The 17,318-nt window shown below is 66.5% G+C and carries 13 protein-coding genes; 11 read left to right on the top strand and 2 right to left on the bottom strand.

The genetic code is table 11. The features are described 5' to 3' along the window. Position 1: 1 nt before the first annotated feature. Positions 2-967, bottom strand: coding sequence for a type I pantothenate kinase (gene coaA, locus ARGLB_RS18305; protein WP_003805342.1), 966 nt, complete (start codon positions 965-967; stop codon positions 2-4). A gap of 139 nt (positions 968-1,106) precedes the next feature. Here coaA and ARGLB_RS18300 point away from each other — a divergent pair, with 139 nt between their 5' ends. The 9 genes from ARGLB_RS18300 (at position 1,107) to ARGLB_RS18260 (ending at position 14,654) form a co-directional block, all read left to right on the top strand. Next, a complete protein-coding gene (locus tag ARGLB_RS18300; protein ID WP_003805340.1) occupies positions 1,107-1,730 on the top strand; it encodes a signal peptidase I in 624 nt (207 codons plus the stop codon). Between the two features lie 93 nt (positions 1,731-1,823). After that, positions 1,824-3,716: a glutamine--fructose-6-phosphate transaminase (isomerizing) gene (gene glmS / locus ARGLB_RS18295; protein WP_043419630.1), complete on the top strand. Its 1,893-nt coding sequence runs from the start codon at positions 1,824-1,826 to the stop codon at positions 3,714-3,716. Positions 3,717-3,720: 4 nt separating this feature from the next. Next, positions 3,721-4,068, top strand: coding sequence for a holo-ACP synthase (locus ARGLB_RS18290; RefSeq protein ID WP_003805338.1), 348 nt, complete (start codon positions 3,721-3,723; stop codon positions 4,066-4,068). 20 nt (positions 4,069-4,088) lie between these two features. After that, positions 4,089-5,618: an NAD(P)H-hydrate epimerase gene (locus ARGLB_RS18285; protein WP_003805336.1), complete on the top strand. Its 1,530-nt coding sequence runs from the start codon at positions 4,089-4,091 to the stop codon at positions 5,616-5,618. Between the two features lie 109 nt (positions 5,619-5,727). Further along, positions 5,728-8,136 carry a glycogen debranching protein GlgX gene (glgX, locus tag ARGLB_RS18280; protein WP_003805335.1) on the top strand — a complete coding sequence of 803 codons (2,409 nt, stop codon included), beginning with the start codon at positions 5,728-5,730 and terminating at the stop codon, positions 8,134-8,136. Further along, entirely contained in the window at positions 8,133-10,460 is a 2,328-nt protein-coding gene (gene treY / locus ARGLB_RS18275) for a malto-oligosyltrehalose synthase (RefSeq protein WP_003805333.1), read from the top strand. Before glgX ends, treY begins: the two co-directional genes overlap by 4 nt. Beyond that, the gene (treZ, locus tag ARGLB_RS18270; protein WP_003805332.1) at positions 10,457-12,262 is read left to right on the top strand and encodes a malto-oligosyltrehalose trehalohydrolase; all 1,806 of its coding nucleotides are present in this window, start codon (positions 10,457-10,459) and stop codon (positions 12,260-12,262) included. The genes treY and treZ overlap by 4 nt, the downstream gene beginning before the upstream one ends. 87 nt (positions 12,263-12,349) lie before the next feature. After that, positions 12,350-13,390: an L-glyceraldehyde 3-phosphate reductase gene (gene mgrA / locus ARGLB_RS18265; protein ID WP_003805330.1), complete on the top strand. Its 1,041-nt coding sequence runs from the start codon at positions 12,350-12,352 to the stop codon at positions 13,388-13,390. Between the two features lie 178 nt (positions 13,391-13,568). Next, on the top strand, positions 13,569-14,654 hold the full coding sequence (locus ARGLB_RS18260; protein ID WP_003805329.1) for an inositol-3-phosphate synthase: 1,086 nt from the start codon (positions 13,569-13,571) through the stop codon (positions 14,652-14,654). Between the two features lie 104 nt (positions 14,655-14,758). Here ARGLB_RS18260 and ARGLB_RS18255 read toward each other — a convergent pair whose 3' ends face one another. Then, complete coding sequence (locus ARGLB_RS18255; protein WP_003805327.1) at positions 14,759-15,382, bottom strand: MerR family transcriptional regulator; 624 nt, start codon at positions 15,380-15,382, stop codon at positions 14,759-14,761. 99 nt (positions 15,383-15,481) lie between these two features. Between ARGLB_RS18255 and ARGLB_RS18250 the strand changes: the two genes are divergently transcribed. Both ARGLB_RS18250 and ARGLB_RS18245 read left to right on the top strand, forming a co-directional pair. Next, on the top strand, positions 15,482-16,018 hold the full coding sequence (locus tag ARGLB_RS18250) for a DUF2306 domain-containing protein (protein ID WP_003805325.1): 537 nt from the start codon (positions 15,482-15,484) through the stop codon (positions 16,016-16,018). Positions 16,019-16,211: 193 nt separating this feature from the next. Next, positions 16,212-17,162 carry an endonuclease domain-containing protein gene (locus ARGLB_RS18245; protein ID WP_043419628.1) on the top strand — a complete coding sequence of 317 codons (951 nt, stop codon included), beginning with the start codon at positions 16,212-16,214 and terminating at the stop codon, positions 17,160-17,162. Positions 17,163-17,318: the final 156 nt, after the last annotated feature.

Genomic DNA, 17,318 nt, shown 5'->3' with positions numbered 1-17,318 from the left:
GCTAGACCTTCCTCAGCAGCATTCTGCGGACGGAGTGGTCCGCTTCCTTGGTGAGTACAAGCTGCGCCCGTCCCCGGGTGGGCAGCACGTTCTCTTCCAGGTTGGGCTCATTGATGCGCTTCCAGATGTCGCGGGCCGTCGCTTCGGCTTCGGAGTCGGACAGCGTGGCGTAGCGGTGGAAGTACGATTCCGGCTGCGCGAAGGCGGTGGAACGGAGTTTGCGGAACCGGTCCACGTACCATTCCTCGATATATGACGTCTTGGCGTCAACATATATAGAGAAGTCGAAGAAGTCGCTCAGCGCCAGCCCCTGGCGGCCGTCGTGCCGCGGCCGCGCGGGAGCGAGCACGTTCAGGCCCTCGACAATGAGGACGTCCGGCCGCCGGACCACCACTTCCTTGCCGGGGACGATGTCATAAGTGACGTGCGAGTACCAGGGTGCCCGCACCTCCTCGGCGCCGCCCTTGATCTCGCTCACGAAACGCAGCAACGCGCGGCGGTCGTACGACTCCGGGAAACCCTTGCGGTCCAGCAGCTGCCGCCGCTTGAGTTCGGCCAGGGGATACAGGAAACCGTCGGTGGTGATGAGCTCCACGTTCGGCGTGCCCGGCCAGCGCCGCAGCATCTCGCGGAGGACACGCGCGATGGTGGACTTGCCCACGGCCACGGAGCCGGCAACGCCGATCACGAACGGTGTGCGCTGGGTCTGCTCGCCAAGGAATGTTGTGGTGGCCGCATGCAGCTGGCCGGCAGCCTCCACGTACAGATGCAGCAGCCGTGACAGGGGGAGGTAGACCTCGCGCACCTCGCTGATGTCCAAGGGGTCACCAAGGCCCCGAAGGCGCAGCACATCCTCTTCATTAAGGGGCTGCTCCATCTGGGCCGAAAGGCGGGACCAGGTCTGCCGGTCCAGCTCCACGAACGGGGAAACACCCTCTCCGTTCGCTTCGTTGCGTTGCAAAGTCACCCTAGAGATTCTGCCCCTCCCGGCGCCGAGAGCGAAATGCGGCCTGTCTTGAGTGATTCTTGACCCTTTGCATTACTGATTCCTGAGCCTGCTGCGGGACTGTTCAGTGAATAAGGCAGAACTCTTGAAGGGTCTCAACATGGGAAAGGCAGTCACACCGGAGGCGCCGCAGCGGACTGGCCGCGACTTTGGCGGCAGACGGGGCGGGGGAGCAGCCACCCGGATCCTCGAAATACGGCGCCGGAAACGGTTTGCCGCGGCCGGGCGCTGGGCCAATTTTGCGGTCCTCATGATCCTCCTCTTCGCTGCCCTGGGCCTCGTCATCATCCCCCAGGCCACCGGATCCCGGACCTACACCGTGCACACAAACTCCATGGCGCCGACATATTCCGCCGGCACGTTCCTCGTGGTGAGGCCCACCACCTTGAGCCAGCTGAAATACGGCGACATCGTCACCTACCAGCCCGCCCCGGGCAGCCGCGAGGTCCGCACTCACCGGATTGTGGGCTTCGGCGCCATGCAGGACGGTGAGAGAACCCTGATCACCAGGGGCGACAACACCAACGCCAACGACCCCGAGCCCGTCCGCGCCCGGCAGATTAAAGGGAAGCCCCTCTATGCAATCCCGCTGGTTGGCTACCTCACCAGCGCACTCGGCGACGCGGACCGCGACCTCTGGATGACGCTGGCGGCGGCGGGCCTCGTTGGCCCGTGCGTGCTGCTCATCGTCCTGGGCGTTCGCCGGCGGCGGCGGGCAGGATGACGCCACTGGCGGGCTGACGAAGCACTTCGGACTGAGACGCCGGAGGAGGTCATCCGACGTCGGTTCTCCGCAAAGCCGGTTAGGCTTATACCCATGTGTGGAATCGTGGGTTATGTTGGCCGTTCGTCGGGTCGGGCTGATGCCGGGCACGGCGCGTTGGATGTTGTTCTTGAGGGTTTGCGCCGCCTGGAGTACCGGGGTTATGACTCGGCCGGTGTTGCGGTGGTGGCTGACGGGGAGATTTCCTCGCGGAAGAAGTCCGGAAAGCTGAGCAACCTGCTGGCCGAGCTGGAGGAGCGGCCGTTGCCGGAGTCGCTGACCGGTATCGGGCACACTCGGTGGGCCACGCATGGTGGCCCGACGGATCAGAACGCGCACCCGCATCTGTCGGATGGCGGGAGGCTTGCGGTGATCCACAACGGCATTATTGAAAACTTTGCTGAGCTGAAGCAGGAGCTGCTGGCCAAGGGTGTTGTCTTCGCGTCGGAGACGGACACCGAGGTGGCCGCGGCGCTGCTGGGTGACATTTTCCGGAACAAGCTGGGCGGGGACGTCTCGGACGGCGGCCTGACCCGGGCGATGGAGCTGGCCTGCCAGCGGCTGGAGGGTGCGTTCACGCTGCTCGCGGTGCATGCTGACCAGCCTGACGTGGTGGTCGCGGCGCGCCGGAACTCCCCGCTGGTTGTCGGCCTGGGTGAGGGGGAGAACTTCCTGGGTTCGGACGTGTCCGGGTTCATCGATTACACCCGCCGTGCGGTGGAGCTGGGCCAGGACCAGATCGTGACGATCACCGCTGACACGGTGGAGATCACGGACTTCTTCGGCGCCCCGGCGCAGGGCAAGGAGTACCACGTGGACTGGGACCCGGCCTCTGCGGAGAAGGGTGGCTTCTCTTCGTTCATGGAGAAGGAAATCCATGACCAGCCTGACGCCGTGGCGCAGACCCTGCTGGGCCGTTCGGACCTGAACGGCAAGCTGACCCTGGATGAGCTGCGGATCGATCCGGCGCTGCTGAAGCAGGTGGATAAGATCATCGTCCTGGCCTGCGGCACGGCCGCGTACGCGGGCATGGTGGCGAAGTACGCGATCGAGAACTGGTGCCGGATCCCCACCGAGGTGGAGCTCGCGCACGAGTTCCGGTACCGGGACCCGATCGTGGATGCGAACACCCTGGTGGTTTCGATCAGCCAGTCCGGCGAGACGATGGATACGCTGATGGCCGTCCGGTACGCCCGTGAACAGGGCGCCAAGACCATCTCGATCTGCAACACCAACGGTTCGACGATTCCGCGTGAGTCCGACGCCGTGCTGTACACGCACGCCGGCCCGGAAATCGCCGTCGCGTCCACGAAGGCGTTTCTGGCCCAGATCACCGCCGCGTACCTGCTGGGCCTGTATCTGGCGCAGCTGCGCGGGAATATCTTCTCCGGCCAGATCAAGGACGTCCTCGCGGACCTGGGCAAGATCCCGGCCAAGATCCAGAAGATCCTGGACAACGCGGGCCCCTTGCGTGAGCTGGCGCGGAGCATGAAGGACGAGAAGTCCGTGCTGTTCCTGGGCCGCCACGTGGGCTTCCCGGTGGCCCTTGAGGGTGCGTTGAAGCTGAAGGAAATCGCGTACATCCACGCGGAGGGCTTCGCTGCCGGTGAGCTCAAGCACGGCCCGATCGCGCTGATCGACGAGGGCCAGCCGGTGTTCGTGGTGGTCCCGTCCCCGCGCGGCCGCGACTCGCTGCACTCCAAGGTGGTCTCCAATATCCAGGAAGTCCGGGCCCGCGGTGCCCGCACCCTGGTCATCGCCGAGGAAGGCGACGAGTCGGTCCGGGATTACGCAGAGCACGTGTTCTACGTCCCGGAGACCCCGACGCTGCTGATGCCGCTGCTCACCACGGTTCCGCTGCAGATTTTTGCTGCCGAACTGGCCGGCGCCAAGGGCTACGACGTGGACCAGCCGCGCAACCTCGCCAAGAGCGTCACAGTAGAGTAAGCCCATGATTGTTGGCATCGGCGTAGACGTAGTGGACATCGAGCGCTTCGGACGGCAGCTGGAGCGCACCCCCGGGCTTCGGGACCGGCTCTTTGTGCCGGCCGAACGGGACCTGAACACCCGATCCTTGGCGGCGCGGTTTGCCGCCAAGGAGGCCGTGGCCAAGGTCCTCGGCGCGCCGGCCGGCATGAACTGGCAGGACTGCTGGATCGGGCTTGACCAGAACGGGCCCACCGTCCAGGTCAAGGGAACGGTGCTCGCTGTGGCCGAAGCCAAGGGCGTCAAACGGTGGCACCTCTCCATGAGCCACGACGGCGGCATTGCCACGGCCACCGTCCTGGCAGAGGGCTGACCCCCGGACGGACCGACCACATGATCAGCGCCTATACCGGAACCCAGATCAGGGAGGCTGAAAAGCCCCTGCTGGATTCAGGTATGGGCGCTGTTCTCATGCAGCGGGCGGCCCGCGGCATGGCCGGCGCCGCAATCGCGGAGCTGCGCAGCCGCGGACACCGCCTGTACGGCTCCAGCGTTGCCGTCCTGGCTGGCAAGGGCAACAACGGCGGCGACGGCCTCTTCGCCGCCGCGCACCTCGCCGGACGGGGAATGCGGACGACGGCGGTCCTCGCCTCTGACACGGCCCACCCGGACGGTCTGGCCGCCTTTCGGCGCGCCGGCGGCCGGGTGGTCACGCTGACTGACGCGAACGCCGGCGAGCTGGCAGCGCTGGCCGGCAGGGCCGACGTCGTAATTGACGCGTTGCTCGGAACCGGCGCCCAGGGCGGACTCCGGGGAGCTTCTGCGGACCTCGTGTCCCGGCTGGCGGCAGGGTCCCATGGCCTGGTGGTGGCGTGCGACGTGCCCAGCGGCGTTGATGCGGACACCGGTGAGGCCGGCGGCCCCGTGCTGCCCGCTGACGTCACCGTCACGTTCGGCGGGGCCAAGGCCGGTCTGCTGGCGGACCCGGGAGCGGATTTCGCCGGCCGGGTGGTGGTGGTCCCGATCGGCATTGAGGACGCACTCCCGTGGCCCGCCCTGCGCCGCCTGGAGGCCGCCGACCTGGCCGCCCTTCTCCCGCGCCCTGCACGGCGCGCCCACAAGTATTCGCGGGGCGTCCTCGGAGTGGTGGCCGGATCCCCGGCCTACCCCGGCGCCGCCGTGCTCGCCTGCCGCGGGGCGCTTGCCGCGGGCGTCGGCATGGTCCGCTACGTCGGGCCGCCGGAGGTCGCCGACCTTATCCGCCACAGCTGCCCCGAGGTGGTCTGCAGCACCGGCACCGTGGCAGAGACCCACGTCCAGGCCTGGCTGGTCGGTGCCGGGATGGACGGCTCGGACGAGGACGAGATGCAGCGCGTCCGCGACGCCGTCGACTCCGGCCTGCCCACCGTGGCCGACGCCGGCGCCCTGCCTGTAATGCCCGACGTGCTGGCCCCGCAGGTGGTGCTGACGCCGCACGCAGGGGAACTGGCCACCCTGCTGCAGCGGCTCGGCGCCGACCTGGACCGCGGGGCCGTCGAAGCCTCCACCCTCGCTGCCGTGCGCCGCGCCGCTGGCCTGACTGAGGCCACAGTACTGCTGAAGGGCGCCAGCACGCTGGTGGCGTCCCCATACCAGGATTTCTACAGCCAGTCCGAGGGGACGCCCTGGCTGGCCACCGCTGGAAGCGGTGATGTGCTGGCCGGAATCATCGGTGCGCTGCTCGCCCAGGTGGGGCCCGACGTCGGACGCTTCCGGGAAAGGGGCATCGATCCGGACGAACGCTGGGCGGCCATTGCCGCCATGGGGGCAAGCCTGCACGGCCATGCCGGAGCCGCAGCAGCGGCCGGCGGTCCGCTGACGGCGGGGCGGATATCCGACGCCCTACCCGAAGTATGGGGTAAAGTCAGCACGCTTAGTAATTAGTGGTGGGTCGCGTAATAGTCACACCCACCCGCTACGGTAAGACCAAGTTACCTGCAGGTAGTGTGTGAAAACCTGCGGACGCAGTGTTGGACGAGGTATAGGAGCACGAATGGAAATCTGGCCCGGATCGGCTTACCCGCTGGGAGCCACGTTTGACGGTACCGGAACCAACTTCGCGTTGTTCAGCGAGCACGCAGACAAGGTGGAACTCTGCCTCTTCGACGACGAGGGGACCGAAACCCGGGTAACCCTCCGTGAGGTGGACGGTTATGTGTGGCACTGCTACCTGCCGCAGATCCAGCCCGGACAGAAGTACGGGTACCGGGTCCACGGACCCTATGACCCCGCCAAAGGTCAGCGCTTCAACGCCAACAAGCTGCTCCTTGACCCCTACGCCAAGGCAGTCTCCGGCCAGATCGACTGGGATCCGGCCCTGTTCTCGTACAACATGGGCGATCCCTCTTCCAAGAACGACGCCGACTCCGCGCCGCACATGATGATGGGCGTGGTCATCAACCCGTTCTTCGACTGGGACAACGACCAGAACCTGCGCATCCCGTACCACAAGTCGGTCATCTACGAGGCGCACGTCAAGGGGCTCACCGAGCTGCACCCGGAGATTCCCGAGGAGCAGCGCGGCACATACGCCGGCGTGGCGCACCCTGCCGTGATCTCGCACCTGCAAAAGCTGGGCGTCACCGCTATCGAGCTGATGCCGGTGCACCAGTTCGTCAACGACGGCACCTTGCAGGAGAAGGGCCTGAGCAACTACTGGGGCTACAACACCATCGGGTTCTTTGCGCCGCAGAACACCTACAGCTCCACCGGCGACACCGGCCAGCAGGTCCAGGACTTCAAGGCGATGGTCCGCTCGCTGCACCGGGCAGGCATTGAGGTCATCCTCGACGTCGTCTACAACCACACCGCGGAAGGCAACCACCTCGGCCCCACCCTGAGTTTCAAGGGCATCGACAACGAGGCCTACTACCGCCTGGTGGAGGACGACAAGCAGTACTACATGGACTACACGGGCACCGGCAACACCCTGAACGTCCGCCAGCCGCACTCCCTGCAGCTGCTCATGGACTCGCTGCGATACTGGGTCACCGAGATGCACGTGGACGGGTTCCGCTTCGACCTCGCCGCCGCGCTGGCCCGGGAATTTTATGACGTCGACCGGCTCTCCACGTTCTTCGAACTCATCCAGCAGGACCCGGTGGTGTCCCAGGTCAAGCTCATCGCCGAGCCGTGGGACGTCGGGCCCGGCGGGTACCAGGTGGGCAACTTCCCGCCGCAGTGGACGGAGTGGAACGGCAAGTACCGCGACACCGTGCGCGACTTCTGGCGCGGCGAGCCTGCCACGCTGGGCGAGTTCGCCTCCCGCATCACCGGCTCGGCGGATCTCTACGAGCACTCCGGCCGCCGCCCGGTGGCATCCATTAACTTCGTCACCGCACACGACGGCTTCACCCTGCGGGACCTGGTGTCCTACAACGAGAAGCACAACGACGCCAACGGCGAGGACAACAAGGACGGCGAATCGCACAACCGGTCCTGGAACTGCGGGGCAGAAGGCCCCTCGGATGATCCCAAGGTTTTGGGCCTCCGGGCCCGGCAGCAGCGCAACTTCATCGCCACCATGCTGCTCTCCCAGGGCGTGCCCATGATCCTGCACGGTGACGAGCTCGGCCGGACCCAGCAGGGCAACAACAACGGGTACTGTCAGGACTCCGAACTGACCTGGGTCAACTGGGACAGCGTGGACCAGCCGCTCATCGAATTCACCGCAGCCGTCAACTCGCTGCGCGCCAAGCACCCCACCTTCCGGCGCAGCCGCTTCTTCGACGGCCGGCCCGTGCGGCGCGGCGAAGGCGAACGGCTGCCGGACATCGTCTGGCTCGACCCCGACGGCAACCTCATGCAGCCGGAGGACTGGGACAGCGGCTTCGGCCGTTCCGTGGGCATGTTCCTCAACGGCGACGGGATCCAGGGCCACGACAGCCGTGGCCGCCGGATCACCGACGTGAACTTCCTGCTGTACTTCAACGCACACGACGGCGACGTTGAGTTCACGCTGCCGCCGGACGAGTACGCGCCGGCCTGGGACGTCATCATCGACACCGCGGGAGAAGGGGCTGACTCCCAGCCGGCGAACGCGGGCAGCAGGCTGTCTGTCGCTGCCAAGTCCCTGGTGGTGCTGCGCGCCCACAGCGCACCTGAAGAGGAGCCGGACCATTCCGTGGCCGCCTCGCTCGCGGCGCTGACCCAGACCGCTACCACTGAGACCGCGGCCCTTACCGCCCCCGCCGTTCCGGAGCCGGCCAGGACGAAAAAGCCCGCTGACCCGGTTGCGGAGCCGGCGGATGCCCCTGAGGCTGAGCCTGCCGCGGACCCGGCCCCGGATGCGGCGCCTGCGAAGGCCGCGGCGGAGCAGCCGGCAAAAAAGCCGGCCACCAAGCCTGCTGGAAAGCGCGGCGGCCACTTGAAGGCGGTTAAGCCCGTAGGGGAGGACGCATGAAAACCCCCGTCTCCACGTACCGGCTGCAGATCCGGCAGGGGTTCACGCTTTTCGACGCCGCCGAAACCGTGCCGTACCTGCACTCGCTCGGCGTCGACTGGGTTTACCTGTCACCGGTCCTGACCGCGGAGCAGGGCTCTGATCACGGGTACGACGTCACCGACCCCTCCGCCGTCGACCCCGAACGCGGCGGTCCGGAGGGCCTGGCCGCCGTCTCCAAGGCGGCCCGCGCCGCCGGCATGGGCGTGCTGATCGACATCGTGCCCAACCACGTCGGCGTAGCCACGCCGGCGCAGAATCCCTGGTGGTGGTCGCTGCTCAAGGACGGGCGCAAGTCCCGCTACGCGGAGGCGTTCGACGTCGACTGGGACCTCGCCGGAGGACGCATCCGGCTCCCGATCCTCGGCAGCGACGACGATCTGGACCAGCTCGAAATCAAGGACGGGGAGCTGCGGTATTACGACCACCGCTTCCCGCTGGCCGACGGCAGCTACACGGAGGGCGATTCCCCGCGTGACGTCCACGCCCGGCAGCACTACGAACTCATGGGCTGGCGGCGCGCGGACAACGAGCTGAACTACCGCCGCTTCTTCGCGGTGAACACGCTGGCCGGTGTCCGCGTGGAGATCCCCGCCGTCTTCGATGAAGCCCATGAGGAAGTGGTGCGCTGGTTCCGTGAGGGGCTCGCGGACGGGCTGCGGATTGACCACCCGGACGGCCTGGCGGACCCCGAGGGGTACCTGAAGCGGCTCCGGGAAGCCACGGGCGGCGCCTACCTGCTGATCGAAAAGATCCTTGAGCCGGGGGAGCAGCTGCCGGCCAGCTTCGAGTGCGAGGGCACCACAGGCTACGACGCCCTGGCGGACGTAGACCGGGTTCTCGTGGATCCGCGCGGCCAGGAACCGCTGGACCGGCTGGACGCCTCGCTGCGCGGCGGGGAGCCTGCCGACTACGAGGACATGATCCGGGGGACCAAGCGCCGGATCACCGACGGCATCCTCCACTCGGAGATCCTGCGGCTGGCCCGGCTGGTTCCGGGCGACGCCGGATTCCCCGCCGATGCCACGGCGGACGCCATCGCGGAGATCATCGCCGCTTTCCCGGTCTACCGCACGTACCTGCCGGAGGGCGCGGAGGTCCTGAAGGAGGCCTGCGAGCTTGCCGCGCGCAGGCGGCCGGAACTCGACCAGGCCATCCAGGCCTTGCAGCCGCTGCTGCTGGACACGGACCTGGAGGTTGCCCGGCGTTTCCAGCAGACCTCGGGAATGGTCATGGCCAAAGGCGTGGAGGACACCGCGTTCTTCCGTTACAACCGGCTTGGCACCCTCACGGAGGTGGGCGCCGACCCCACCGAGTTCTCCGTGGAGCCGGATGAGTTCCATGCCCGGATGGCCCGCCGGCAGGCAGAGCTTCCGCTGTCCATGACGACGCTCAGCACGCACGACACCAAACGCAGCGAGGACACCCGGGCACGGATCTCGGTCATCTCCGAGGTTGCCGGCGAATGGGAGAGGGCCTTGAACCGGCTGCGCGAACTGGCGCCGTTGCCGGACGGCCCGCTGTCCGCTCTGCTGTGGCAGGCCATCGCCGGCGCCTGGCCCGCCAGCCGGGAGCGCCTGCAGTACTACGCGCTGAAGGCCGCGCGCGAAGCCGGGAACTCGACCAACTGGACCGATCCCGATCCGGCGTTCGAGGAGAAGCTGGCCGCCGCCGTCGACGCCGCGTTCGACAACCGCGCGGTGCGGGCTGAAGTCGAGTCGCTCGTGGAACTCCTGGATCCGCACGGCGCCTCCAACTCCCTGGCGGCCAAGCTCGTGCAGCTGACCATGCCCGGCGTCCCGGACGTGTACCAGGGCACGGAGTTCTGGGACAGGTCGCTGACGGACCCGGACAACCGGCGCCCGTTCAGCTTCGATGACCGGCGCGCGGCGCTGGAACAGCTCGATGCCGGCGACCTGCCCCCGTCATTTACGGATGAGCGGACTAAGCTGCTTGTGACCTCGCGCGCCCTGCGGCTGCGCCGGAACCGGCCCCAGCTGTTCACCGGGTACCGGCCGGTCAATGCCACTGGCCCCGCCGCCGGGCACCTGCTCGCCTTCGACCGCGGCACCGCGGCAGCGCCGGGTGCGCTGACCCTGGCCACCCGGCTGCCCTACGGACTGGAACAGTCAGGCGGGTGGCGGGACACCGCCGTCGACCTTGTTATCGCCATGAAGGATGAACTGACCGGTGCCGGCTTCGGACCGGGGACCGTGAAGATCGCCGACATCTTCCGGACCTTCCCCGTCGCGCTGCTGGTGCCGCAGACAGAAGGGAAATCATGACGCACGCAGGCCAGGCTTATCCCCGTGAGGCAGCGAAACCCGTACAGGGCGCGGAGCGCTTCGACGTCTGGGCGCCGCTGGCTAAGTCCGTGACGCTGCTGGCCGGCGGGGAGCGCTATGCGATGCAGCGCCGGCCCGGCACCGGACCGGAAGATGACGGCTGGTGGAGCGCCCCCGACGGACCCGCAGCCGGCGAGGTTGACTACGGGTACCTCCTGGACGGCGACGAAACTCCGCTTCCGGATCCGCGGACCCGGCGCCAGCCCGACGGCGTCCACTCGCTGTCCCGCACGTTCGACCCCGGCGCGCACACCTGGCAGGAGGACGGCTGGCAGGGCAGGGAACTGCAGGGGGCGGTCATCTATGAGCTCCACCTGGGCACCTTCACACCCGAAGGGACGCTGGACGCGGCCGCTGGCAAGCTGGACTACCTGGCCGGCCTGGGCGTGGACTTCATCGAGCTGCTGCCCGTGAACGCATTCAACGGCACGCACAACTGGGGCTACGACGGCGTGCAGTGGTTCGCCGTCCACGAGGCGTACGGCGGCCCGGAGGCATACCAGCGGTTCGTGGACGCCGCCCACGCGGCCGGTCTCGGCGTGATCCAGGACGTGGTCTACAACCACCTCGGCCCCAGCGGGAACTACCTGCCGCGGTTCGGGCCTTACCTCAAGCAGGGCGAGGGCAACACGTGGGGCGACTCCGTAAACCTGGACGGGCCGGGCTCCGACCATGTGCGCCGGTTCATCCTGGACAATCTGGCCATGTGGCTGCGCGACTACCGCGTGGACGGCCTCCGGCTGGACGCCGTCCACGCACTGAAGGACGAGCGGGCTGTCCACATCCTGGAGGACTTCGGGGCGCTGGCCAGCCAGATCTCTGCCGAAGTGGGACGGCCCCTGACGCTCATTGCCGAATCCGACCTCAACAACCCGCGGTTGCTGTATCCGCGGGACGTCAACGGTTACGGGCTGGAGGGGCAGTGGAGCGACGACTTCCACCACGCCGTCCACGTCAACATCACCGGCGAAACCACAGGCTACTACGGTGACTTCGACTCGCTCGCGGCCCTGGCCAAGGTGCTCCGGGACGGCTTCTTCCACGACGGCAGCTACTCCAGCTTCCGGGAACGCCATCACGGCAGGCCGATCAACTCCGGCACCGTGCATCCGTCCGCCCTGGTGGTCTGCTCGCAGAACCATGACCAGATCGGCAACCGCGCCACGGGGGACCGGCTTTCGCAGACGCTGCCTTACGGGAGCCTGGCGCTCGCCGCGGTGCTGACCCTGACCGGACCGTTCACGCCCATGCTGTTCATGGGCGAGGAATACGGCGCCACCACGCCGTGGCAGTTCTTCACCTCCCACCCTGAGCCGGAACTCGGCAAGGCCACCGCCGAAGGCCGGATCAAGGAGTTCGAGCGCATGGGGTGGGACCCCGCCGTCGTGCCCGATCCCCAGGATCCCGAGACGTTCAGACGGTCCAAGCTGGACTGGGCGGAAGCCTCCTCCGGTCACCATGCGCGGCTGCTGGAACTGTACCGTTCGCTCACCGCCCTGCGCCGCTCCACGCCGGACCTCACCAAGCTGGGCTTTGAGGAAACGCAGGTGGAGTTCGACGAGGACGCCCGCTGGCTGCGGTTCCGGCGCGGCGGCGTGCAGGTGCTGCTCAACTTCTCGGAGCAGCCGGTGAGCCTCGGGGGCGCGGGGACGGCCCTGCTGCTGGCCACCGACGACGCCATCCGGCTGGATGGTGAGCGTGCGGAGCTCGGGCCGCTGAGCGCCGCCGTCGTCAGTGACTGAGTGAACTGGCAGGGGCGGCGTCCACCCCGGTGACCGGATGGTGGACGCCGGCCCCGCAGCCTGGGCGCGGCTGGCAGGATGGAACATATGACTTATGTGGCCTCGGACACCCGCTATGACACCATGCCGTACCGCCGCGTCGGACGCAGCGGCCTGAAACTGCCGGCCATCTCGCTGGGCCTGTGGCACAACTTCGGCGACGACAAGCGATTCGATGAACAGCGCGCCATATTGCGCCGCGCCTTCGACCTCGGCGTCAACCACTTCGACCTCGCCAACAACTACGGGCCGCCGGACGGCTCCGCGGAGACCAACTTCGGCCGGCACCTGCAGGACGACTTCAAGCCTTACCGCGACGAGCTGGTCATCTCCACCAAGGCCGGCTACTACATGTGGCCCGGTCCGTACGGCGAGTGGGGCTCCCGGAAGTATCTGATTTCCAGCCTGGACCAGTCGCTGCAGCGGATGGGCCTGGACTACGTGGACATCTTCTACAGCCACCGCCCGGACCCGGAGACGCCGCTGGAGGAGACCATGGGCGCGCTGGACTACGCGGTCCGCTCGGGCAAGGCCCTCTACGTGGGCATCTCCTCCTACACCCCGGAACAGACGCTCGAGGCCGCCCGCATCCTGAAGGAACTCGGCACACCGCTGCTCATCCACCAGCCCAGCTACTCCCTGCTGAACCGCTGGACCGAGAACGGGACCCCCAACCTTTACGAGGCGCTGGACCAGGTGGGCGCCGGCTCCATCGCGTTCTCGCCGCTGGCCCAGGGCATGCTGACTGACCGCTACCTCAACGGCGTCCCCGCCGACTCGCGTGCGGCCAAGGCGAGGTTCCTCTCCGAATCGGCCCTTACCGACGAGAAACTGGACAGGGTCCGGGGACTGAACGCCATTGCCGGCGGCCGCGGGCAGTCGCTGGCGCAGATGGCCATCGCCTGGATCCTGCGCGACCAGCCCAAGGGCTCCCCGGTGACCTCCGCGCTCGTCGGGGCGTCCAGTGTCAGGCAACTCGAGGACACCCTTGCCGCCATCAACAACCTTGAGTTCAGCGGCGAGGAACTGACGGCGATCGACGAGTTCGCCGTCGAATCCGACATCAACCTCTGGGCGCAGCGGGTCTGAACCACCGCTTCACAACTGACACGTAATCAAGCGGCCGGGGACGGCGGGAACAAAGCCGGCCCCGGCGGCGTTTGGTTAGACTGATAAGCGCGCCGTGTGGCGCGGTGCCCGTCAGACGCCGTCGTACAGCAAGGTACAGACGCGCAGGGCACATGAAGTTTGTTCTCAAAGGAGTTCCGTGTCTTCAAATCCGATTCGTGTAGCAATCGTCGGCGTCGGTAACTGTGCCGCTTCGCTGGTTCAGGGTGTCCATTACTACCGGGATGCCGACCCCCAGGCCACGATTCCGGGTCTGATGCACGTTGAGTTCGGCAAGTACCACGTCAACGATGTCCAGTTCGTGGCCGCGTTCGACGTGGACGGCAAGAAGGTCGGCATCGACCTGGCCGATGCGATCCTGGCCAGCGAAAACAACACGATCAAGCTTGCCGAGGTCCCGCCGACCGGCGTGACCGTCCAGCGCGGCCACACCCTGGACGGCCTGGGCCGGTACTACCTGGAGACCATCGAACAGTCCACCGAGGAGCCGGTCGACGTCGTCCAGGCCCTGAAGGACGCCAAGGTCGATGTCATGGTCTGCTACCTGCCGGTCGGATCGCAGGAAGCTGCGGAGTTCTACGCCCAGGCCGCGATCGACGCCGGGGTGGCGTTCGTGAACGCGCTGCCGGTGTTCATCGCGGGCACGAAGGAATGGGCGGACAAGTTCACCGCCGCCGGCGTGCCGATCGTGGGCGATGACATCAAGAGCCAGATCGGCGCCACCATCACACACCGCGTCATGGCGAAGCTCTTCGAGGACCGCGGCGTCACGCTGGACCGCACGTATCAGCTGAACGTGGGCGGCAACATGGACTTCAAGAACATGCTGGAGCGCGACCGCCTCGAGTCGAAGAAGATCTCCAAGACCCAGGCCGTGACTTCCAACGTAGAGGCCGAGCTGGCCGCGAAGGACGTTCACATCGGCCCGTCCGACTACGTGCAGTGGCTGGATGACCGCAAGTGGGCCTTCGTGCGCCTGGAAGGCCGCAACTTCGGCGACGCCCCGGTGTCCCTGGAATACAAGCTCGAGGTGTGGGACTCGCCCAACTCGGCCGGTGTGATCATCGACGCGATCCGTGCGGCGAAGATCGGCCTGGACCGCGGCATCGGCGGCCCGCTGCTTTCCGCATCGAGCTACTTCATGAAGTCCCCGCCGGAGCAGTTCAACGACGACCTCGCCCGCGACAAGGTCGAGGCCTTCATCCGCGGCGACCTGGACCGCTAATCCCGGACCCTTCCTCACGTCCTGCAGGTTCTGACGGGACCCTTCCTCAGTTTTTGCGGGTTTAACGCGACGCTTCCTCACCTTCGGGTGGGGAAGCTCGTAGTTTAAATGCTTTTTTCGTAGCGCCGGATGGCGTGGCTCGCATGCGCGAGGGCGAGCAGCTTCAGGACAAGTTGGCCATGCAGATGCATCCCGACGGCCGCCGTCATGATTAGCTGGTTGACATCGTCCGGCGCGGTTGTGGCCGAAATATTCGTTGCCGCAATGGCATCTACCGCCTGGCTGTAGGCGTCGAGCAGCTCGGCTGTGACAGGTACGCCGAGGCTTTCCATCCGGGCCAGTTGGGCATTGAGGGCGTTCCTGGCGTCGCTCGGGACGTCCGGCCAGTTCCGGAAACGCACGACGGCGTCACCCGCCGGAGTGCGCAGCTCGCCGTGCTCCGTGCCCACCTCGTCAAGGCCCAGCACCGTGCGCTGGATCGCGGCCAAAAGCTCAAGGCGGGGTGCGCCGCCGTCGGCCATTTTGAGCAGGGAGCCGATCTGGGCGATGTTCAGCCCGACCACACGGCGCAGCGCCTGGATCAGTTCCAGCCGGTTCGCGTGATGCTCTGAATACTCCGCCCGGGTGGCGTGAACAGTACGGCCCGCGGGCAGCAGGCCTTCGCGGAGGTAGAACTTGATGCTGGCGGGGGAGACTCCCGTCCGCTCGCTAAGCTCCTTTAGCTGCATGCCCGCTCCGTTCCTCGGCGGATGGCAGCTCTTTGGATAGCTGCTGCCGCGCTGGCTATCTTGGTGTACACCACAGGATAGTGCTCCTATCCTAGGTGCATGGAGCCTTGGAATGTACTGCTTGCCAGCCACGTCATTGCCGCCCTCTTTGTCCTTGCCATCGGACCGGTCCAGATCCTACGGCGCCGCCGCGACCGCATCCACCGCAGCATGGGACACCTGTGGGTCGCGGCCATGTACTACGTCTGTTTCAGCAGCTTCTGGATCGTCAGTGACGGGCACTTCAGCTGGCTTCACGGGCTCTCGGCGTTCACAATCGTGACTGTCACTCTCGGGCTCATCAGCGCAGTGCGCCGGAACATCCCAGCGCACCGGGGGAACATGATCGGCAGTTACATCGGCATCGCTGTGGCGTTCGGCTTCGCCATCTCGGTGCCGGGCCGTGCCATTCCCAGCCTCTTGGCCGAGGACCTGCCGACCGCCCTGTTCGTTGCCGCTCTGGTGGCGCTCAGCGTCGCCGTCGTCTTCATTTCCCTGCGGCGCGGCGAGGGCCGGCGAATCCAGCCCGCGGGGCGGCGCTTGGACCAGGCTGCGGCAGCCGCATCTTCAGCAGGGGCCGTGGCGGGCCCAAAATAAGCCCGCACAGCCAAACGCTTCCTCACCTTTGGTCGCTTGAACCGGAACGCTTCCTCATCTTTCGTCGCTTGAACCGGAACGCTTCCTCATCTTTCGTCGCTTGAACCGGAACGCTTCCTCAGGTGTTGTTCGGCGCAAGCCCCGCCTGTGGATAACTTCTGCGAGTCTGGTCGGTTTCGAGTAACAATGCCGTATGCAAAAACGTACCGATCTTCCTATCAGCCTGGTATCTGCTCCCTTCACGCTGGGATCTGCCAAAGCGTCCGGAGTTCCACCCAACAGACTCCGACGGGCCGACGTCGCGCATGTCAGTCGTGAACTGTACCGCCCGACCGGCTGGAGCTTCGAGCTTAAGGCCGCGGCACGAGCACTGTCTGCGGCCTCACCCGGCGCCTGGATATCGCATGTCACGGCGGCACGGATTCGAAGCCAAATCCTGCCGGCATGGTTGGCAGATTCGACCGAACTGCATTTGAGCAAACCCCGTTCCCTGCCGGAGGTGCGGCGAAGAGGCGTAATCGGGCACTCGGTGTTGGCCTCCGAGGACGAGATTGAATTCGTCGACGGCATTCGAATAAGCAGCAGGTCCCGCACCTGGCTCGATATGGCGAGAATGCTGTCGGAGAGCGAACTGGTCTGCATGGGCGATGAACTGATTCGCATTCCCAGAGCGGAATTCGAAGACCGCACCGAGCCATTCGACACGCTTGACGGACTGCGTTCACTCGTCGCCCGCCATCCGAATCTTCAAGGTGTGATTCGGGCGCGCGCCGCGCTCGAGCGGATGCGCGTCGGAGCGGATTCCGCGCCCGAGTCCCTACTCCGCCTCGCGATGGGGGATGCCGGTCTTCCGGAGCCTCAGCTGCAGGTGCCACTGCGAGAGGACAAGACGACAGGGCCGACTGCCGATCTCGGCTACAGGCATCGGCGGCTGGCCATACAGTACGACGGCGGCCATCACCTTCTCGAGCCCCAGATTTTCAGTGACAGGCGGCGTGACAAAGCATTCGAGGCTGCTGGGTGGACCGTTGTTGTGTTTGGCAAGAAGGATTTGGCTGACGGCTTCGATCGGGCCATCCGCCTGATCAAGCGAGCGTTACGAACCAGCCGCCTGGACCATCCTCAGGCGTCCGGATTTGCCTAGGAAGCGTTGCGGTTGAAGCGGCGGGAGGTGAGGAAGGGTTTTTGTTGAAGCGGCGGGAGGTGAGGAAGGGTTTTGGTTGAAGCGGCGGGAGGTGAGGAAGGGTTTTTGTTGAAGCGACGGGAGGTGAGGAAGGGATGGGATTCAAGCGACACGAGG

It is taken from the genome of Arthrobacter globiformis NBRC 12137 (genome assembly GCF_000238915.1).
Lineage (GTDB): Bacteria > Actinomycetota > Actinomycetes > Actinomycetales > Micrococcaceae > Arthrobacter > Arthrobacter globiformis.
Note: the sequence above shows the minus strand (reverse complement) of the source record. Positions and strands in the feature narration are given on the sequence as shown.